We start from the raw sequence: 21,012 nt of genomic DNA on the forward strand, positions 1-21,012 counted from the left end.
GTTTTTCTATTTGCATTAAACAAACAGAAAAACTGTTTTAAAACTTTTATCCGCATTTTGAATAGCCGCAGTTTCTGCAAACTACACATCCGCCTTCGTGTTCAAGTTTTACACCGCACTCAGGGCAAATTGACTCTTCTTTACCTTTTTCTTCTAAGCCGTGACCTATTTTAGCCATGGGCCGCTGAAACTTCTGTTCATCTGTAATGCTTACTTCACTGCTGACCGAACCCCCGTTTTGTATCTTTGCCACCTTTTCAATAAGCCTTCCTATTGCATCAGGACAAGACAAAACTTTTAAACCCTTTTGTCTTGTGGTGGAAGGACACCTTATTCCCTTTAACTGTTCAATTATATGTTCATGGTTTATTCCTGATCTTAAGGCAATTGAAACAAGCCTTGCCGTTGCTTCTGACTGGGAAGGACATCCTCCTGCACGTCCTGTATTGGTAAATACTTCACAAATCCCTTCTTCGTCATAATTTACTGTAATATAAAGATTTCCGCAGCCGATTTTTACTTTTTCTGTAAATCCTGTGGCAATTTCTGGCCTTGGTCTTGGAGCAATGCCCTTTACCGCAGAAATTTTTACTTTGTATTCAGCGCTCTCTTCCTTATTCGCATTTTCTTCCTTTCCTTTTACTTTTCCAATATTGAGTACCTGCATATCCCTGCTTCCGTCCCTGTAAATTGTAACCCCTTTACAGTTTGTCTTATATGCATGCCAAAAAACATCATAAACGTCTTCTCTGGTTGCCTGATTAGCTAAATTAACGGTTTTTGATACTGCATTATCCGTGTATTTTTGAAAAGCCGCCTGCATTTTAACATGCCAATCAGGAGTAATGTCATGGGCAGTAACAAAAATCTTCTGAACTGATTCAGGTATTTCAGAAAATCCCTTTATTGTTCCCTTTTTTGCAATCCTCTTCATAAGGTCATCTGAATAAAAACCTTCTTCTAAAGCAATTTTTTTAAATATAGGGTTTACTTCTATTAATTCATCGTTATCCATTACATTTCTTATATATGAAATGGCAAACAAGGGCTCAATACCGCTGGATACTCCTGCAATAATACTTAAAGTACCTGTTGGGGCTATTGTAGTTGTAGTGGCATTTCTCAGCTTTATATCCTTGTCCTTGTAAATACTTTTATCATAGTATGGGAAAACCCCTTTTTTCTCAGCCAGTTTAATTGAAGCCTTTCTAGATTCGCTTTGAATGAAACTCATCACTTTTTCCGCCAAATCCACAGCTTCCTGGGAGTTGTACGGTATATTAAGCTTACAAAGCATATCAGCCCATCCCATAACCCCCAGTCCTATCTTTCTTGTACCCCTTGTCATCTCATCTATTTCAGGCAAGGGATATTTATTCACATCAATAACATTGTCGAGAAAATGCACTGCTTTCCAAACAACGGTTTTCAATTTATCATAGTCCACCTCAGGTGAATTATCAATGTCTTTTACCATTGAGCTTAAATTTATAGAACCTAAGTTACAGGCCTCATAAGGTAGCAGCGGCTGTTCCCCGCATGGGTTAGTACTTTCTATTTCTCCCAATTCAGGAGTAACATTGTCCTTATTTAACCTGTCCAAAAATATAATACCTGGCTCCCCGTTATTCCAGGCCATATCCACAATAACATCAAAAACTTTCTTTGCATTTAAAGTCCCTGCAACTTCTCCTGTCCTGGGGTCTATTAAATTATATTCTTCATCATTCTCTACAGCATTCATGAACTCTTCTGTTATACCAACACTTATATTAAAATTGGTAATTTCCGAGTTATCTCTTTTACATGTTATAAATTCCATTATGTCAGGATGATCCACCCTTAAAATTCCCATGTTTGCCCCGCGTCTTGTCCCACCTTGTTTCACTGCTTCTGTAGCAGCGTTAAAAACCTTCATAAAACTTACAGGTCCGCTGGCAACGCCTCCTGTAGAGTTTACAGAAGCTCCTTTAGGTCTTAATCTGGAAAAACTAAAGCCTGTGCCACCACCACTTTTATGTATAAGTGCAGCATTTTTAATGCTTTCAAATATTCCTTCCATACTGTCTTCTATTGGAAGCACAAAACACGCACTTAACTGTCCTAAAGGTCTTCCTGCATTCATAAGGGTAGGAGAATTAGGTAAAAACTCTAAGTTGGACATCATATTGTAAAATTCTTGTTCAATTTCCTTTAGCTCCTCTTCAGATACATATTCCTTATCTGCAGCAGCAACAGCTTTTGCGACTCTTCTAAACATTCCTGCAGGGTCTTCTATACAACTGCCATTTTCGTCTTTAGCTAGATACCTTTTTTCTAAGACCCTAATGGCATTTTCAGTTATATTCATTGTAATCCCCCTTAAAGAAAAATACTATATTTTGTATACTGATTATTTACCAGTACACTATATTGTATCTTTTAGTGTTCTTTAAGTCAATATAAATAATTTTCAACTATATTTATCGACTATATATAATTCTTCAGAAAATAATAAATAAGCAGCCTTTTTAAAGGCTGCCGTTATTTTTTTAAACTTACTCTATAACCTGTTCTTTATCCCTTCTGTAAATTTCTGCTGTTTTTTGTTTTTATTGTTTTCATTATTCTTACACCAGGTTTATGATTAGGTTTATAATTGTTTTTTAATTAGTGTAATAATTGGATTTATAATTAAGTTTATAACTAAATTGAGTATTTGTAAATTTTAAAATTATTGTAATCATTCATTATAAAAGGCTTCTTTTTGATATTTGTTGGCAGGGTCCCAAAATATCCACTCTTCATATCCTGCATCATACACAGCCTTTATTTGTTCCTTTATCTGTTTTACCCCGTAGACTTGATAATACCCACTTTCCAGCCAGCTGGCTGTAAACGCCTGCAAATAAGGTCTCATATCAGCTTTATATCCCTCAACTTTTCCTATTCTCTCCTTACCTTTTACAAGACTTTGGTACACCACTTCATACGGCTCAAGGTCCGGTTTCATAAACTGAACACCGTTTACTTTTTGTCCAACTGCATAGTGGGAAGGATATACCATTGGAGAAATATATTCAATATCTTTTCCGATAAGCTCTAAATACTGTCCTATATCTTCAACATCTTCAGGACTTTCAAGAATTATTCCAAATACATCCGCAGACAAAACAACATCCGGTAACTCTTTTTTGGCATATGCTAAAAACTCATTGATTATTTCATATTTCTCTGAACCATCATTATTAAAGCGCATTGCACTCTTATTACCATCGTTAGGAAACCTGACGTAGTCAAACTGAATTTCATCAAATCCAAGTTCTACTGCTTCTTTTGCTATTTCTATAATATATGGCCATGCCTCTCTTCTATATGGATCAATCCATGTGGCACCGTTTATCTCCCGGTACAAACTTCCATCCGCCATTTTTACCGCCCACTCAGGGTGCTTTGAAGAAAACTGGGGATCTTTAAAACATACTAGTCTGCCTATTAAGTGAATACCATTATCCTTAAACTTTTTCAAAACGCTTTTTGCATCATATTTATATTTCCATGTACCTAGTTCCCTTACCTTAGGAATTTGTGATTCATAGCCCACAAAACCATCATCATCTTTGATATCTATTACATATGAATTTATTTCTGTATCTTTTGCAATATCAATAAATTTATCAACATTTTCAGGAATTCCCACAGTCCACCCTGTCAGGTATAGAGCTTTTACTTTTATCTTTTCCTCCTGCTCTGTTTCTTCTTCACTACCTTCTTCACTACCTTCTTCATTACCATCTTCGTTACCATTTTCTCCTTCACTTTCACCGTCTAAATTCTGCTCATTCCCCTGTTTTTCATCACCAACTTCTGTTTCATCTGTAGAAATTGAATTATCCGTTGGTATAATAGAATCATTACCACATGAAGTAAGTACAAATACCAACATCACTGATAATAAAATTAATATAATTTTCTCCCTTGTAAATTTTGTTATTTTTCTTTTGTTTTTCATTTACATAATGACCCCCATTTTCTTAAATTTTTATACAAATTAAATTATATCATTTTTTTTATTTTTGTCATTGGAAATTGACACTATTGATAGCGTCAATTTATTGTAGGAAAAAGAAAAGTAGATGGCATCCCATTTTTTATTTGTGCAACTATTTCAAATAACGGTCTCTTAGTAACGAAAGTGTTTTACATCATTTTGAGCCTTATTTTCTTTTATAATTCCTCTAACTTATTGTCTATTATACCATATAACTCTTTCTTTCTATAAAGAATTCATTTTACTCAATACTTGTGACAAATTAGTACGTTTTGTTATCTATGTTCCTTCACATTTTAACGCTACTTTTAAAAGAAAAAAGTATTTCTATTGTACCATTTTCCATTTTGTCAAGGCTAAAACAAGCGGGCAAAGCCCGGCCTTGACAAGTAGTAGGGCTCCGCGGGTCATGGTACTAAAGTTTTGCTTTTTTCTTTTCTTTTTCTTTTTTTATGTTTTTTCTTTTTCTTTGTCTTTTTTCCAGATATGTATAATTCCTATTGGATAGGCTTACTTGTAAACTTTCCCGTAATTTTTGCTTTATTATTACCTCATCCCTATCCGCATATACCTATAATACGCCTTAATTCTTTATATAAACCAGTTTTACACCCCTTATGAATAACAGTTAAATTACTATTCCATACACTCTCATACCTGTTTGATGACTTCTTTAATTCCTTAATTAATTTTTCCTGAATTTCTTGCCTACTAGATGCTAACTTTTTTTGTTTTTGTGCCATAACTATGTCATATACCTTACCGCCATTCTTCTTGTATATTATTAGCTTTGACATCTTTTCTACACCTTTTCTCGACCAGCCTTTAGGTCTTGAACTTAAACGGGATGAAAATACATGACTCACATGACCTTCAGCACTACAACCCACTATTCCTCTGTTTGACCTTATTTCTATACCATCCCAATTATTTAAAATATATCGCTTTGCATTTTTTATAGCCTTTATTTTATTTTCATTATCGCCTGTCTTTTCAATTATCTTTTTAAAAACCTTTGTTAGCATTTTTTTATCAGATAAATTCAAAGCCTCCTGTAAATCTTGGCTTATTGCTTCATCATTTAAATGTGTGGTCGCAACTCTTACGTATTTTTGAAGATGGTATCTATCAAGTACAAATTTACTTTTTGAAAGACAGTTAACTCCTTGCCTTATCCATGACGCCCCATCTCCTGATATATACACCGTCTCTAAAAAATCAACGTCATATTGTTTATATATGTATTCCGATACTTCAAGCCACAAATCTTCTGAATTCTTATACACTCCCCCAAAATATCGAACATTCTTTAATACTTTTCTCTTCTTATTACTTTTTTCAAAGTCAATTCCCTCATGCACATATACAAGTTTTGGCATAATTGTATTTCTCTTGCCCTTCTCATTCTGTCTCAATATACTTTTTTGTTGTAATGCTACATGGTCCTCATCGGCCTCAACATACAATATTTTTACTTCTCTCTTTTTATCTACTTTTATTTCAGGCTCAACTATTTCAATATTATGTATTTTATTCATCACTGCTTGTTTGCTGATTTCATCAATATATGTCGCCTTTTCTCCTGCCTTTCTGTAGCTGCTGTCAGCTGCTTCATCTATTGCATTAATTACAACATCGGCACTTACTCTGTCATGTGGTTCTACACCTACAATCCTGTCGACTAGGTGTTGTCTATTACCATTTTCCTTATGCTTAAAATATGTCCTGTTATAACTTAGTGTTCCAAATGTCGTTAAAATAGCTGTTTTATCTTTTCTTATAATTTCCCAATACTGTTTCCTTATTTCACAGTTACGGAAATATTCATCCATATCTTCAAGCACTTCTTTAAGTATATCGCGTCCAAGTTTAAATAAATCTTCTTTTAGACCAAGAACAAGATCAGCTAAGTCTTTTCCTTCTTCAATAAAATTTTTTATCTTTTTTTCAATTCTTTTTACCCCAAATTCATTAAAATGTTGTATACTATTATACATAGAAGATGTCATCCTTTCTATTTATTATTTTTGCTTAATTAATATCTTAACAGGATGTCATCTTCTTTTCAATTATATATGGTATTTTATGTCTCATTCCCTACAATAACTTTACGCTAACGACACTATTTTGTACACATTTTCAATTATAATCATTTTAATTCATCTGGTAAAAGCTTCTTCTACATAGTTGTTCCCCGCATCCCAAACAATCCATTCTTCAAAACCTGCATCATACACTGCTTTTATTTGCTGTTTTATCTGTTCGGGTCCATATACCTGATAATATCCCTTTGGAAGATAGGAAGCGGTAAATCCTTGAATATAAGGTCTTACATCTGCTTTATAATTTTCAACCTTGGATATTCTGTCTTTGGTTTTCTCCAGAACATTATAAACAACTTCATATGGCTTTAAATCAGGTGCAGTAAAAACTACCCCATTTATACTCTGTCCAACCCCGTTTCCCATCATTCCTCTTGATGAATTGGCGTAATGTGAAGGATAAATCATAGGGGATATATAGTCAATATCCATACCAACTCTTTCAAGAACCTGTCCTATACCTTCTGTATCCCCCGGAGTTTCACATACTATTGCAAAAATATCTGCCGATACTAAAACACCTTTTTTATTTAGTTCTTCAGCAGCTTTTTTCAAAAAGCCACAAATAGCATCTGCTTTTTCCGGGAGATTTTCCCCATAATACACCTGTTTACTGCTTACTGCAGGAAACCTGACATAATCAAATTGTATTTCGTCAAATCCCTTATCTACTGCCTCTTTTGCAATTTCTATATTATAATCCCAAACCTCCTGATTATAAGGATTTGTCCAGGCTATAGCATTGTTTTCCTTCCATATGGAACCATCAGTTTTTTTAACAGCTAAATCCGCCCTTTTCATAGCTAAGTGGTCGTCTCTGAAACATACCACTCTTCCTATAACATAAACACCATTATCTTTTAATTTTTTTATAACTTTGTCTACATCATAGAGTTCGGTGTATGCATTAATGTCCCTTACACTCTTTAAATCCGACTTATAGTTTACTTTACCATCTTCTTTAACATCTAAAACCACAGCATTAAGCTCTGTGTTTTTTGTAAAATTAATAATTTTATCTAAAAAGGCATCATTCCCTGCAGAAGCCCCTGTAATATATACAGCCTTTACCTTTACCCTTTCCTTTTTTAAATTATCATTTTCACTTTCACCATCTTCTTTTGTTTCATCTTCGTTTTTTACATTATTATCTTCACTATCTTTTAATGAAATATCTAATTTTTCAATATCAGGTGACGGACTGATATAATCATTCTCTTTATCAGCACCAGGTATACCGCTGCTTATATTAATAATAATTATCCCGGATGTAATAATAAATGAAGCAAATAATATCCTTAAAATTCTCCTGTTTTGCATTCTACTCCCCTTTTCTTTTGACATTTAGCATTCTTTTAAGGGTAATTTAAAGTTTCTTTTGCACTTTATTTTTATATTCTTTATTATGTTCAAATAACAATTGTATTTAAACACTTAAAAAATTCATTAAAAATAAATAAAAGGGAAAGATAATTATCTTTCCCTTTTATTTTGGCTCCTCAAGTAGGACTCGAACCTACGACCCTGCGGTTAACAGCCGCATGCTCTACCGACTGAGCTATTGAGGATTATAAATCTGGCAGCGACCTACTTTCCCAGGACGTCTCCATCCAAGTATCATCGGCACTGAGGAGCTTAACTTCCGTGTTCGGTATGGGAACGGGTGTGTCCTCCTCGTTATAGCCACCAGAAAATTGTAAACTTTTTAAGGATATACCCTCAAAATTATATAATGTAATGAAGCTTTTAAGAAGCTCTTCACTCACTAAGCTACAGTAAAAGACTCTCCTTTTTCTTGATCAAGCCCTCGACCTATTAGTACCAGTCAGCTAAATGCATTACTGCACTTGCACACCTGGCCTATCTACCATGTAGTCTTCATGGGGTCTTAACCGTAAACGGTGGGATATCTCATCTTAGGGGGGGCTTCACGCTTAGATGCCTTCAGCGTTTATCCCTTCCAAACTTAGCTACCCAGCTGTGCCACTGGCGTGACAACTGGTGCACCAGAGGTTTGTCCATCCCGGTCCTCTCGTACTAAGGACAGCTCCCTTCAAATATCCTACGCCCACGACAGATAGGGACCGAACTGTCTCACGACGTTCTGAACCCAGCTCGCGTACCGCTTTAATTGGCGAACAGCCAAACCCTTGGAACCTACTCCAGCTCCAGGATGCGATGAGCCGACATCGAGGTGCCAAACCTCCCCGTCGATGTGGACTCTTGGGGGAGATAAGCCTGTTATCCCCAGGGTAGCTTTTATCCGTTGAGCGACGGCAATTCCACTCTCATACCGCCGGATCACTAAGCCCTACTTTCGTACCTGCTCGACCTGTCTGTCTCGCAGTCAGGCTACCTTATGCCTTTGCACTCAATGCACGATTTCCAACCGTGCTGAGGTAACCTTTGGACGCCTCCGTTACCTTTTAGGAGGCGACCGCCCCAGTCAAACTGCCCACCTGACATTGTCCCAAGACCGGATTCACGGCCTCTGGTTAGAGCTTCAGCATCCTTAGAGTGGTATCCCAACGACGGCTCCATATATACTGGCGTACATACTTCTATGCCTCCCACCTATCCTGTACAAAGAATACCAAAACCCAGTATCAGGCTACAGTAAAGCTCCATGGGGTCTTTCCGTCTTGTCGCGGGTAACTCGCATCTTCACGAGTACTACAATTTCACCGGGTGCGTTGTCGAGACAGCGCCCAAATCATTACGCCTTTCGTGCGGGTCAGAACTTACCTGACAAGGAATTTCGCTACCTTAGGACCGTTATAGTTACGGCCGCCGTTTACTGGGGCTTAGGTTCACTGCTTCGCTCTAAGCTAACAGATCCCCGTAACCTTCCAGCACCGGGCAGGCGTCAGCCCCTATACTTCATCTTTCGATTTAGCAGAGACCTGTGTTTTTGATAAACAGTTGTTTGGGCCTACTCTCTGCGGCCTGTCTTACCAGGCACCCCTTCTCGCAAACTTACGGGGTCAATTTGCCGAGTTCCTTAACAACGCTTCTCCCGCTCGTCTTAGGATTCTCTCCTCACCTACCTGTGTCGGTTTGCGGTACGGGTACCTCTGCTCTCGATAGTGGCTTTTCTTGTCAGTGCGGAATCAGTTACTTCGGTACTTATATTTCCCTCCCCATCAGGACTTCGAAACAACCGGCGGATTTGCCTACCGGCCTATCTACCTCCCTTGGACGAGCTCTTCCAGCCGCTCGCTTAACCTATCCCCCTGCGTCCCCACTTCTCTTAACGAACAGCGGTAGTACAGGAATTTCAACCTGTTCCCCATCGCCTACGCCTTCCGGCCTCAGCTTAGGTCCCGACTTACCCTGGGCGGACGAACCTTCCCCAGGAAACCTTAGGCTTTCGACGGTAAAGATTCTCACTTTACTCTCGCTACTCATTCCGGCATTCTCACTACTGTACCGTCCACATGTCCTTCCGATCATGCTTCTGCCAGTACAGTACGCTCCCCTACCCCTTGTGCTCTCACACAAAGCCACAGCTTCGGTACACAGTTTAAGCCCCGGACATTTTCGGCGCAGGTTCACTCGACTAGTGAGCTATTACGCACTCTTTAAATGAATGGCTGCTTCTAAGCCAACATCCTAGTTGTCTTAGCAAACCCACATCCTTTTCCACTTAACTGCGATTTTGGGACCTTAGCTGGTGGTCTGGGTTGTTTCCCTCTCGACTATGAAACTTATCTCACATAGTCTGACTCCCAAGGAACATCTATACGGCATTCAGAGTTTGATAGGGTTCGGTAACCCGGTAAGGCCCCTAGCCCAATCAGTGCTTTACCTCCGTTAGACTACCTTGAGGCTAGCCCTAAAGCTATTTCGAGGAGAACCAGCTATCTCCGAGTTCGATTGGCATTTCACCCCTATCCACAGGTCATCCCAAACCTTTTCAACGGTTCCGGGTTCGGTCCTCCGCGAGATTTTACTCTCGTTTCAACCTGCCCATGGATAGATCACCCGGTTTCGGGTCTACTGCATGTAACTTAATCGCCCTATTAAGACTCGGTTTCCCTGCGGCTCCGTACCTTTAGTACTTAACCTCGCTACATACAGTAACTCGCCGGACCGTTCTACAAAAAGTACGCTGTCGAGCCTTAACGCTCTCCAACTGCTTGTAAACATAGGGTTTCAGGTTCTCTTTCACTCCCCTCCCGGGGTTCTTTTCACCTTTCCCTCACGGTACTGCTCCACTATCGGTCACCAGTTAGTATTTAGCCTTGGAAGGTGGTCCTCCCTGCTTCCCACAAGGTTTCACGTGCCTCGTGGTACTCTGGATTCTGGCCTGTCTCTTCACTTTTCGCATACGGGACTTTTACCCTCTATGGTCCAGGCTTTCCAGCCTGATTCTGCTAAGCTCCGAGAATCATTATGCCAGTCCACAACCCCATACTAGCAAGCTAGTATGGTTTGGGCTCCTCCGCTTTCGCTCGCCACTACTCACGGAATCTCTGTTGATTTCTTTTCCTGTGGGTACTTAGATGTTTCAGTTCCCCACGTATCGCCCTATTGCACTATGGATTCATGCAATAGTACCTGAGCATTTACCTCAGGTGGGTTCCCCCATTCGGAAATCTGCGGGTCAATGGCTGTTTGCGCCTAACCGCAGCTTATCGCAGCTTACCACGTCCTTCTTCGCCTTCTGGTGCCTAGGCATTCACCCTATGCTCTTAATAGCTTGACCTATTCGGTTCTCGTAAAGTTCTTGCCTCTTACCATCTTAATGAGTTTCCTAAGAGTCTTTTGCACCCCTTAAAGTTTTATACTTTAAAGTATGCTCTTTACCCTTTTGCTTCTCATTTCGCTTCACTTACATTATATAATTTTCAAGGTACATATACCAGAAGCTAGATGTTAGATGGCAGAAGCTAAAGGCTAAATCTCTTACCTCTAACCTCTCACTTCCTATTTTCCATCCTTAACATCTAAAACTGGTGGGCTCAAATGGAATCGAACCATCGACCTCACGCTTATCAGGCGTGCGCTCTAACCGTCTGAGCTATGAGCCCGTATTATTAGATGTTAGAGGTTGGAGATTGGAAGTTAAATCCATAACTCTTTAATCCTGCTTCCGGTTTTCAAAGGTTGGAAACCTTTGAAAACTAAACAGTGTAACTTCTGGAATGAACCCGTTATACTAAAAGCACTTGGCTTCTAGACCGACCTAGGATACTGTCTCCGGAATTCTATTCTTCCGAAGAACTAAGTTCTCCTTAGAAAGGAGGTGATCCAGCCGCACCTTCCGATACGGCTACCTTGTTACGACTTCACCCCAATCATCAGCCCCACCTTCGGCAGCGTCCCCCTTGCGGTTAGACTACTGACTTCGGGTGTTGCCGACTCTCATGGTGTGACGGGCGGTGTGTACAAGGCCCGGGAACGTATTCACGGCAGTATGCTGACCTGCCATTACTAGCAATTCCGACTTCATGCAGGCGAGTTTCAGCCTGCAATCCGAACTGGGGCTGCTTTTAGGGATTTGCTCCACCTCGCGGCTTCGCTGCCCTCTGTAGCAACCATTGTAGTACGTGTGTAGCCCAGGACATAAGGGGCATGATGATTTGACGTCGTCCCCACCTTCCTCCGATTTGTCACCGGCAGTCTCGCTAGAGTGCCCACCTCTACGTGCTGGCAACTAACGACAGGGGTTGCGCTCGTTGCGGGACTTAACCCAACATCTCACGACACGAGCTGACGACAACCATGCACCACCTGTCTCCTTGCCCCGAAGGGAAACTGTATTTCTACAGCGGTCAAGGGATGTCAAGCCCTGGTAAGGTTCTTCGCGTTGCTTCGAATTAAACCACATACTCCACTGCTTGTGCGGGCCCCCGTCAATTCCTTTGAGTTTCAGCCTTGCGGCCGTACTCCCCAGGTGGGATACTTATTGTGTTAACTACGGCACAGAAGGGGTCGATACCTCCTACACCTAGTATCCATCGTTTACGGCGTGGACTACCAGGGTATCTAATCCTGTTTGCTCCCCACGCTCTCGCGCCTCAGCGTCAGTTGCTGTCCAGAAAGTCGCCTTCGCCACTGGTGTTCCTCCTAATCTCTACGCATTTCACCGCTACACTAGGAATTCCACTTTCCTCTCCAGCACTCAAGAGACACAGTTTCAGATGCAGTGCCGAGGTTGAGCCCCGGAATTTCACATCTGACTTGCATCCCCGCCTACACGCCCTTTACACCCAGTAATTCCGGATAACGCTCGCCACCTACGTATTACCGCGGCTGCTGGCACGTAGTTAGCCGTGGCTTGTTCTTTGGGTACCGTCATTTTTCTTCCCCAATCAAAGAAGTTTACAACCCGAAGGCCTTCTTCCTTCACGCGGCGTCGCTGCGTCAGGGTTCCCCCCATTGCGCAATATTCCCCACTGCTGCCTCCCGTAGGAGTCTGGGCCGTGTCTCAGTCCCAATGTGGCCGGCCAACCTCTCAGTCCGGCTACCGATCGCTGCCTTGGTGAGCCATTACCTCACCAACTAGCTAATCGGACGCGGGCCCATCTTACACCGGATTTCTCCTTTGATCATTTCATGATGCCATAAAATGATGTTATGCGGTATTAGCACTGGTTTCCCAGTGTTATCCCCCTGTGTAAGGCAGGTTACCCACGCGTTACTCACCCGTCCGCCGCTAGGTCTACAGTGCAGCAAGCTGCTCCGTATACCCCGCTCGACTTGCATGTGTTAGGCACGCCGCCAGCGTTCATCCTGAGCCAGGATCAAACCCTCTAATAAAAATTTATCCGTAAAGTCAGCTCGCGCTAACTCCACTATTTTCATTAGAAAATTTATCTAGCTCTTACGCTTCTTATCCATGAATTACTCCATGCTTCTTGGCAAGAGTACTCAAATGAATTAACGGATTTCATTTCCATGTTACACTGTTCACTTTTCAAAGTCCAACCTTGCTTTAAAAAGCGCCCTTCTCTGAGAGCGACTTTTATATGTTACCACAGGTTTTTTTCTTTGTCAACACTTTTTTTAATTTTTTTATTTGTGTCACATTTCAAAGTCATGTCCCGTGTTGACAGCGATTAGATTATAACATCATAAATGAATAAAAGTCAATAGCTTTTTTAAAAGTTTTTAAAGGTTTTTGTTGGATATTCACCTGTTCTATAAATTTTTTGTTTTTTTATTGTGTTTTTCATAACAAACTGCCCTTTTACTGCTCTTTTCACCATGGCCCCTTTGTTATTCTTCTTTCACTGTACTTTTATTGCTGTATTTTACTGCAAAATTTAGTTTAATATTATTATTTACTGCAATATATTTTTTAGCTTCTCCAAATCTTTATAATAAATATCTTTTAGTTTTCTATTGTAAATAATACTTGCCGGGTGGTAAAGAGGAAACAAATTATATTTTGATTCCCCAATTATAACTTCTTTAATATTGCCGTGAAAATCCCCTATTTTTACATTCATATCACTTAAAACCGCCCTTAAAGGAACATTCCCTAGTGAAACAATTATTTTAGGGGTAATAATACTTATTTCTTTTAATAGATATTCCCTGTTTTCTTCTATATCTTTATTTGCAGGCGGTCTGTTAGACACCCTGCCTGTCTTAGGATTTACCTTTGACAATCTATATTTTATTACATTTGTTATATATATATTCCTTCTATCAATATTCAATATATGCAAAAACTCACTTAAGTTCTTTCCCGCCGCACCTACAAAGGGCTTTTTTTTAATAACCTCATCTTTTCCAGGTGCTTCACCTATTAATAAAATATCAGAGTCAACATTTCCATCTCCCAAAACAATTTCCCTGTCACCAAACGCTTTAGTGTATTCATTATATAAATTATTTAACTTTTCTAGCTTTGACATATGGTATCCAACCTTTGTTTAACTTTTTTAAAATCTTCCCACATTAAAACTTTCTTAGACTCGTCCCTAAGAAGCGCCGCCGGATGAAAAACAGGCATCATCCAGTACCCCTTTCTTTCAATCCAGCAACCTCTTATCTGGGATATCCGAGCATCTCTGTCTATGACATATTTCATAGCAGTGGCACCCAGACAAACTATTATTTTGGGTTTTACCAAAAAAACCTGGTTTCTCAAATAAGGTAAACATGTCTGGGCTTCATCTTCACTAGGAACCCTGTTTCCGGGGGGTCTGCATTTTACTATATTTGTAATATAGTATTGATGCTCTTTTATCATTAGTGCATCCAGCAGCAAATCCAAAAGCTTGCCTGCACGCCCCACAAACGGCCGTCCCTGAATATCCTCCTGCTCTCCTGGTCCTTCCCCAATAAGCATTAGGGGAGCATTCCTGTTTCCTCTTTCTATAACTACATTTTTTCTCATGTTACTTAGACGGCACTTTTTGCAATTTTTGCATGTATTTGTTAATTCTTCCCAGTCATACATAGTCATTAAACCCCTGTCACATCCGGTCCCCAAATAAATTTATGAAGTTGCAGTTGGAATCTGACATCCAACCTGTCATCAAGTATCCATTTCACCATTTTGGCATAGTCAATTCTATTATAAACAGGCGAAAAGGTTATTGTTCCTTTTTTATAGTGATTTAAAATAATATTTTTAGACCATTCATAATCTTCCCTGTCCCCTATTACAAATTTTATTTCATCCCTGCTCTCTAAAAGCTTAAAATTCTCCAGCACCATTTCCCCGCTGCAGCCTGAAGAGGGAGTTTTCATATCCATTACAAAGGAGTATTTTCTATTTGAAAGGTCTAAACTGTCAAGCCTAACAGAACCGTTTGTTTCAATTGTAACTGTATAATCATACAGCATTTTTAAAAGCTTCTCTATATCTTCTTGTAAAAGAGGCTCTCCCCCTGTCAAACACACTCTCTTGTAATGAAGCTTTTTTATTTCTTTTAATATATCCTCCGGCGGCATCTCCACCCCGTCATTATATGAATATGTTGTATCACAGTAGCTGCATCTTAAATTGCACCCTGTAAATCTTACAAAAATTGTGGGAAAGCCAGAGGATAAACCCTCCCCTTGAACACTTAAAAAAATTTCATTTACTTTCACATCTCCCACTCCCGCTATTCCATATCTTTTTTATCAATTGTTATATAGGATGTGGGTGTTTCCCATAAAACAAGCTTTTCAAGACTTAAATCTAAATCTGATATTTTTTTCAATATTTCATCCCACAACCAAAGTCCAAGCATTTCACAAGTCGGATTAAAATCAAACAACTCATTTAAATATTTGTGATCTATTTTTGAAAGAACCTGGTTTTCTATAATATCATCTAAATCGTGAAAATCAATTACAAATCCCTTTTTATCAGGTATCCCTTTTAATGTAACTTCCAATTTGTAAGTATGACCGTGAATATTCTTACACTTTCCCTGATAATCATTTAAATGATGGGCACTGTCAAAAGTAAATACTTTACTGATGCCAACCTTACCAATTTTCATAAACATATTCCTTTCAAATATTTCTTTAAATCTTTTGATTTACTGTTAGTACTGTTAATTTTATATTGTTGGTTTATCTTTTAATATCCTGTTAGATTATTAATGAATACACTTTTTGATAAATTTTTAAACATATTCCACAGGATCTACAATTCCAGCTTCTTTAAATCCCTTCAGTCTCAAAACACAACTGTCACAAACCCCGCAGGCTTTATCCCCGCCCCTGTAGCAACTGGATGTCAAATGGAGGGGGGCATTATTTTCACAAGCTAGTTTTATTATTTCCGCCTTTGAAAGATTCATTAAAGGAGTAAGAATTTTTACAGGCCTTCCGTTTATACCGGCTTTTGTCCCGACTTTTACCACTTCTTGAAAGGCTTCTATAAATTCCGGCGTGCAGTCAGGATATCCGCTGTAATCCACTGCATTAACGCCTATATAAATGGCTTCTGCCCCTATAACTTCAGCATAACCTACTGCATAACTTAAAAATATAATATTTCTGGCCGGAACATAGGTTACAGGAATATTAGGCAATCCCTGATAATCAGGTACTTCTATATCGTCATTTGTCAGTGCACTTCCTCCCACATTTCCAACCTTTATTATTTTGTGCTCCTTTATAGAGTAATACTTTACTATTTCTTGAGTGCATAAAATTTCTTTATTGTTTTTTTGTCCATAATCAAAAGACAGGGTATATACATCATATCCTTCTTTTATTGCTATAGACAAACATGTGGTACTATCTAATCCACCAGAAAGCAAAACCACCGCTTTACTCATATAATTTTCTCCCACCCATATTTGTTTTATCATACTTGTTTCACAATAAATTATACTTAATTTTAAAAATGATATTTATTTCATATAAATCATACTTATTTTACATAAATAACAAAATAAACATCAGATAAATTGTCATTCATTTAAGCTAGTAAATTAAACATTTTAAATTATCTCAATTTGATTCATTTTATTTAAATTATTTTTAGTATATCATAACAAAACAGCAGCTGCAATTAAAGGAGTCCCTTAAATTTTGTCTTTAAAATAGTGGTAGCAGCAGCCAATAGCCCCGTTTAGCTGGGGATATAAAGGAACAATCACCTCTTTAAAATCAAGCTCTGATTTTACATATTCAACAAAGGCCTGATTCTTTGCAACTCCTCCTGTTAAGACCAGATACTCCCCCGGAAACCTTTCTATTAAAGGGCTTATCCTTTTAAAAAGGGAGTAGTTGACACCTGCTGCCAATTCTTCTATAGAACAACCTTCTGAAATTTTACCTATCAGCTCTGATTCCCCAAAAACAGCACATGTTGAATTCAGCTGTACAGGGTTTTTATAATGTTTAACCAGCTCTTCTATGCTTATTTCCATAACAGCTGCCATATTCTCAAGATATCTTCCGCAGGAGGCAGCACATTTGTCATTTAACATCATGTCAACCATCCTACCGCCCTTTACAGCCATAACCTTACTGTCCTGTCCGCCTATATCCAGCAGTGTAAAATCTTTTAATTTTGTCTGCCACATGGCACCGTAGGCATGAGCTTTTAATTCTAAAATAATTTCGGCATTTTCTACATTCACATTGTTTCTTCCATATCCGGTACTAATAATTTTTTCAAATTTGCCTAAATTAAGTTTGTCAAAATCTATAGAAATTTTACCATTTTCTATGGTGCAGTAGTTCCTGTAAAAAAAAGATGTATTAAACACCTTTTTTTCTACCAGGTTATCTTTTTCAAAAACAACAATTTTAACAGACCTGCTGCCTAAATCTATTCCTATAATTTTCATTTCCTCACCTTTTTCAACTAATCATAGTTTTCTGACTAAGCACAGCTTTTTAACTTAGTATATTTTTTTCAATCAAAGACAATCAAACAAATGCACCAAATGTGCTTATAAAAAAATATTAAATAATCTGTCAATTGTATTAAGACGGTCAATGCAAACTATATTAATTGCAACTATTAACTATTATTTATTTCAAAATAACTATTAATTATATTTTATTAATTATTATATTTAAAATCATTTTAATAATTAAAATAATGTTAAGTAAGCATATCTATAAAAGATTCTATTCTAAGCTTTGTCCTTGAATCTAATTTGCCGGGTCTGTCACCTTCTAAGGTCAGCACCGGTACATCTAAATGCCTCCTTATAACAATATCTTCTATTCCTCTGAAACAAAATGCCTGCGTATAATGTATAACCCCGTCAATTTTTCTTTTTTCAACCTGCTTCTTTATATCTTCAAGGCGTACATACACATCATAGGGATAAGTAAAGTTTCTGTAAGTTTCAACGATGTCATCTATGCCTATGGAATCTGCCATTGTAAACTGCCTTTGGACTTCATTATATACCACTCTTCCATTCAGCGTCTCCACAAAGTCATATAAATCAAAAATTATAGGAGGAACCCCGATATAAGCAAGTCTCACTTTTTCATTAAATTCATTTCTTTTTTCAATCTCTTGTATTTTTTCATCCAACTCTGATTCAAATACCCCGTAATCACCATTAAAATCGCTGCTTGAAACCTGCCATAAATGGTTTTCCACACCTTTTGCCTTATTGTACTTCCATGTCAGTTCATCCAAATAAACAAGCTTTTTTCTTATATTATCCAACTTTTTTTTAATTTGTATACACTCATCTAAATCTATATTAAAAAATTTGCACAAATTCAATATTTCAGACTTTAACAAATTATAATCCCTGGAATTAGGATAGGAAAAAGGAATACTTTCCACCCCGTCTAATTGAAGTACTTCCCTAAAAGCCCTGGTGTTAGAGCAATCCCCCTCAACAACACCTATTATCACATCTAATTCAATTTTATCCATTATACATGAGTACATTCCTTTTATCCAGGCACATGAATTCCTGGGAAAACCAACTCTTTCAGCATACTCAACAAGTTTCTCAGGGCTACCGTCATTTACAAAAATATTGTTTATATCTACCGGCTGATATCCTGCAGCAAACACCACTTCCACAGGTATACTTGTTGTAAAACCTACTTTTTTCAAAAAAACACTCCTATTCTAAATTTTTTGTCTTTTCATATTATAATACACAAATAAAAAGCTTTAAAGTTTTTTTAAAAAATAAGCTGCTGCAAACTTAAGTTTCCCTTAGTATGCAGCAGCCCCTAAATTATTATAAACTTTTTTAATAAACATTTTTAATAAACTTTTTTATTTTTTCAAGTCCTGTGTTTTTAAGTCCTCTACCTTTTTTAAGCTCCAATAATTCTTGAAAATATACTTCCTCTACTCCCAAAACCCTCAGGAATTTTGCTGACTCTTTTTATAGAGTAGGGATTAAAGCTTGAAGTTATTATTTTACCGTCCTCATCCATTTCCAATATGGCGTGGTGAAGAAATTTATCGCGCATATAATACCTCATATCAATAAATACATATCGGGTTATACCTCCTGCTAATTCCCTGTCCACATGGAATATAGGTGTAAAATCAGCAAAAAATTTACCTACATTAGACTTTGAAACTTTTTCTAAAATGTCATCTTGAATTTTATATAATTTTTTTATAAGCTTTACATTTTTCTTGAAAATATTTTTTTCACCAACTATGCTGGATTCTTTTTTTTCAAGTATAAAATGCCATCTAAACAGTCCCGTCATTGAAGGCAACAAAGATATCTTTTCAGAGGTTTTCCCAAAATTCTTCTTTAAATGTTTAAAAACACACAGTCTCATAGCAACCCTAAACAAAAGATAAACCATAAAACCAATAATAAATGCATTTTGAAACTTCCCTGTGGTAAATATATATCCCAATATAGAAATTAAAAATATAGGATCAAATATAGTAAGAAGACTTAAGGAAAACTTTTTGTTGATAAATGGCCACAGTAATTTTGCACCGTAAGAATTAAATATATCAAAAAAAGTATGGGAAATTCCTCCTAATAAAGCCCAAAAGGCAAGATTTAATAAACCATAACCCGGATAAAAAAAGTTTAGTAAAAAAGCTATAAACACTGAAGAAGTCACTAATCCTAATACAGAATGGGTAATGCCTCTATGGTTTTTTAAATAGACATAATCCCCCCATTTTTGAAATACTATATCAATGTCCGGAAAAACTGCGCCAACAACCACTGCTGCTGTAGCTGCATCAGCTATAGATACCTCATTGCCTGTAGCCTTTGCTAAGGCAATACCAATAACCCCGTGGGTAAGCGGATCCATCAACCACCCTCCCGTTACCATTTAAATGGTGTTATCATTTAAATGGTCTTATTATATTTCTTTATGCTACCTGTATCCTTGCATACAAAAATTATAGCACTATATCTTTCTAAAGTCATGAGAAATATATTCCCATTTATCAGAATAGGACTTTTGCTTCTTTTAGCTGATTAATTGAAATTATTGTTTATCATCTCTTTTGTCTTTTCTTCATCATATATATAGTAATACTGATTATCAATGTATTCGGGATGTCCGGGCAATGTATAAAAATCCACTTTATTTACATCAATTTTTTTTATACAGTCAATGTAATAGTTAACGTCTCCTATTTCTATATTTGTAGTTACATTATCTTTAATTACAAAAAAGATATCGTCTGCCTTAAACAAATATTTAAGTTTTAATTTCTGCTTTATAAATTCTTTTAAAAACTGCTGCTGGGCTTTTATTCTTCCTAAATCCCCGTCCTCATACCCTTCTCCCGTCTTGTTTCCTTTTCTGTATCTTAAGTATTGTTCTGCTTTTTCCCCATCTAAAATTTGTCTACCCTTATTTAGTGATATGTGAAGGTTTTGGTATGGATCGTCGTATTTCATATCAAATGGTACATCTATTTCCACTCCCCCTAACAAATCAATTATTTCCCTGAATCCTTTAAAATTTACTGTTAAATAGTAGTGAACAGGCATAGTAGTAAGTTTTTCTACCTTTTCAATTATTTCCGCCTCCCCGCCCAGACCTATAAGGGCGTTTATTTTATATATCCTACCGCTATCTGATTTAACCATGGTATCCCTTGTTATTGACAATATATTTACTTTTCCACTTTCAGGATGGAAATTTACCAACATGATTCCGTCTGCTCTTTTTTCAGACTCATCCAGACCCATTAGAAGTAAATTTATGTACTCTGGATAATCCTTTCTCTTATAAATGTTGCGCACTATTTGTTTTTTTTCATAATTTTTCTCTTTTTCATCTATAAAATTTAAATTGTTTTTTTCACTATAATTTAAAATTGTAAACAATCCCTCTACAAATAAAACAAGAGAAAACACCATGCAAATATAAAATATTTTCTTTCTTAAACTCATATTTCCACCTGCTTTAGTTTATTTCAATTACTCTGTCCAAAGGTAAATAAGACAGGCTTTAAACATTATTTAGTATATGTTTTTTATGTTTTTT

General features: G+C 37.4%; 13 protein-coding genes, 2 tRNA genes and 3 rRNA genes. All 18 read right to left on the reverse strand.

All coding sequences use genetic code 11. The annotated features are described in order from the left end of the window. Positions 1-46 precede the first annotated feature (46 nt). Positions 47-2,350, reverse strand: a complete 2,304-nt coding sequence (locus HVS_RS11785) for a vitamin B12-dependent ribonucleotide reductase (RefSeq protein ID WP_101302622.1) — start codon at positions 2,348-2,350, stop codon at positions 47-49. Positions 2,351-2,722: 372 nt separating this feature from the next. Further along, complete coding sequence (locus HVS_RS11790) at positions 2,723-3,991, reverse strand: putative glycoside hydrolase (protein ID WP_207654774.1); 1,269 nt, start codon at positions 3,989-3,991, stop codon at positions 2,723-2,725. Between the two features lie 596 nt (positions 3,992-4,587). Next, a complete protein-coding gene (locus tag HVS_RS11795; protein ID WP_235827484.1) occupies positions 4,588-6,027 on the reverse strand; it encodes an ISLre2 family transposase in 1,440 nt (479 codons plus the stop codon). Positions 6,028-6,189: 162 nt separating this feature from the next. After that, positions 6,190-7,452, reverse strand: coding sequence for a putative glycoside hydrolase (locus HVS_RS11800; protein WP_101302623.1), 1,263 nt, complete (start codon positions 7,450-7,452; stop codon positions 6,190-6,192). Between the two features lie 172 nt (positions 7,453-7,624). Then, a tRNA-Asn gene (locus HVS_RS11805) sits at positions 7,625-7,700 on the reverse strand. A 6-nt stretch (positions 7,701-7,706) separates the two neighbouring features. Further along, positions 7,707-7,823: ribosomal RNA gene (gene rrf / locus HVS_RS11810) — 5S ribosomal RNA — on the reverse strand. Between the two features lie 104 nt (positions 7,824-7,927). Beyond that, positions 7,928-10,840, reverse strand: a 23S ribosomal RNA gene (locus tag HVS_RS11815). Between the two features lie 248 nt (positions 10,841-11,088). Beyond that, positions 11,089-11,165 (reverse strand) — tRNA-Ile (locus HVS_RS11820). A 208-nt stretch (positions 11,166-11,373) separates the two neighbouring features. Further along, positions 11,374-12,897 (reverse strand): 16S ribosomal RNA (locus tag HVS_RS11825). Together the 16S, 23S and 5S rRNA genes with 2 tRNA genes alongside form the textbook arrangement of a ribosomal RNA operon. A gap of 524 nt (positions 12,898-13,421) precedes the next feature. After that, the gene (locus HVS_RS11830) at positions 13,422-14,000 is read right to left on the reverse strand and encodes a uracil-DNA glycosylase (RefSeq protein ID WP_101302626.1); all 579 of its coding nucleotides are present in this window, start codon (positions 13,998-14,000) and stop codon (positions 13,422-13,424) included. Continuing rightward, positions 13,988-14,548 (reverse strand): uracil-DNA glycosylase, encoded by a 561-nt coding sequence (locus HVS_RS11835; protein ID WP_101302628.1) that lies wholly within the window; start codon positions 14,546-14,548, stop codon positions 13,988-13,990. Before HVS_RS11835 ends, HVS_RS11830 begins: the two co-directional genes overlap by 13 nt. Positions 14,549-14,553: 5 nt before the next feature. Continuing rightward, on the reverse strand, positions 14,554-15,186 hold the full coding sequence (locus HVS_RS11840; protein ID WP_101302630.1) for a 7-carboxy-7-deazaguanine synthase QueE: 633 nt from the start codon (positions 15,184-15,186) through the stop codon (positions 14,554-14,556). A 14-nt stretch (positions 15,187-15,200) separates the two neighbouring features. Next, complete coding sequence (queD, locus tag HVS_RS11845; protein WP_101302632.1) at positions 15,201-15,584, reverse strand: 6-carboxytetrahydropterin synthase QueD; 384 nt, start codon at positions 15,582-15,584, stop codon at positions 15,201-15,203. Positions 15,585-15,710: 126 nt separating this feature from the next. Further along, positions 15,711-16,370, reverse strand: a complete 660-nt coding sequence (gene queC, locus HVS_RS11850; RefSeq protein ID WP_101302634.1) for a 7-cyano-7-deazaguanine synthase QueC — start codon at positions 16,368-16,370, stop codon at positions 15,711-15,713. Positions 16,371-16,619: 249 nt separating this feature from the next. Then, positions 16,620-17,390, reverse strand: coding sequence for an acyl-CoA dehydratase activase (locus tag HVS_RS11855; protein WP_101302636.1), 771 nt, complete (start codon positions 17,388-17,390; stop codon positions 16,620-16,622). Positions 17,391-17,650: 260 nt separating this feature from the next. Then, positions 17,651-18,634, reverse strand: coding sequence for a 2-hydroxyacyl-CoA dehydratase family protein (locus HVS_RS11860; RefSeq protein WP_101302638.1), 984 nt, complete (start codon positions 18,632-18,634; stop codon positions 17,651-17,653). 209 nt (positions 18,635-18,843) lie between these two features. Beyond that, the gene (locus HVS_RS11865; RefSeq protein WP_101302641.1) at positions 18,844-19,821 is read right to left on the reverse strand and encodes a metal-dependent hydrolase; all 978 of its coding nucleotides are present in this window, start codon (positions 19,819-19,821) and stop codon (positions 18,844-18,846) included. 170 nt (positions 19,822-19,991) lie between these two features. Next, positions 19,992-20,918 (reverse strand): LCP family protein, encoded by a 927-nt coding sequence (locus tag HVS_RS11870; protein ID WP_101302644.1) that lies wholly within the window; start codon positions 20,916-20,918, stop codon positions 19,992-19,994. Between the last annotated feature and the right edge of the window lie 94 nt (positions 20,919-21,012).

It is taken from the genome of Acetivibrio saccincola, from assembly GCF_002844395.1.
GTDB lineage: Bacteria > Bacillota > Clostridia > Acetivibrionales > Acetivibrionaceae > Herbivorax > Herbivorax saccincola.

What these genes read in the sequence shown, in the direction of transcription:
- HVS_RS11865 (WP_101302641.1), bottom strand. Translation starts at nt 19,821, where the DNA reads ATGGATCCGCTTACCCACGGGGTTATTGGTATTGCCTTAGCAAAGGCT.
- HVS_RS11855 (WP_101302636.1), bottom strand. Translation starts at nt 17,390, where the DNA reads ATGAAAATTATAGGAATAGATTTAGGCAGCAGGTCTGTTAAAATTGTT.
- HVS_RS11790 (WP_207654774.1), bottom strand. Translation starts at nt 3,991, where the DNA reads ATGAAAAACAAAAGAAAAATAACAAAATTTACAAGGGAGAAAATTATA.
- HVS_RS11835 (WP_101302628.1), bottom strand. Translation starts at nt 14,548, where the DNA reads ATGTATGACTGGGAAGAATTAACAAATACATGCAAAAATTGCAAAAAG.
- HVS_RS11795 (WP_235827484.1), bottom strand. Translation starts at nt 6,027, where the DNA reads ATGTATAATAGTATACAACATTTTAATGAATTTGGGGTAAAAAGAATT.
- HVS_RS11785 (WP_101302622.1), bottom strand. Translation starts at nt 2,350, where the DNA reads ATGAATATAACTGAAAATGCCATTAGGGTCTTAGAAAAAAGGTATCTA.
- queC (WP_101302634.1), bottom strand. Translation starts at nt 16,370, where the DNA reads ATGAGTAAAGCGGTGGTTTTGCTTTCTGGTGGATTAGATAGTACCACA.
- HVS_RS11800 (WP_101302623.1), bottom strand. Translation starts at nt 7,452, where the DNA reads ATGCAAAACAGGAGAATTTTAAGGATATTATTTGCTTCATTTATTATT.
- HVS_RS11870 (WP_101302644.1), bottom strand. Translation starts at nt 20,918, where the DNA reads ATGAGTTTAAGAAAGAAAATATTTTATATTTGCATGGTGTTTTCTCTT.
- queD (WP_101302632.1), bottom strand. Translation starts at nt 15,584, where the DNA reads ATGAAAATTGGTAAGGTTGGCATCAGTAAAGTATTTACTTTTGACAGT.
- HVS_RS11830 (WP_101302626.1), bottom strand. Translation starts at nt 14,000, where the DNA reads ATGTCAAAGCTAGAAAAGTTAAATAATTTATATAATGAATACACTAAA.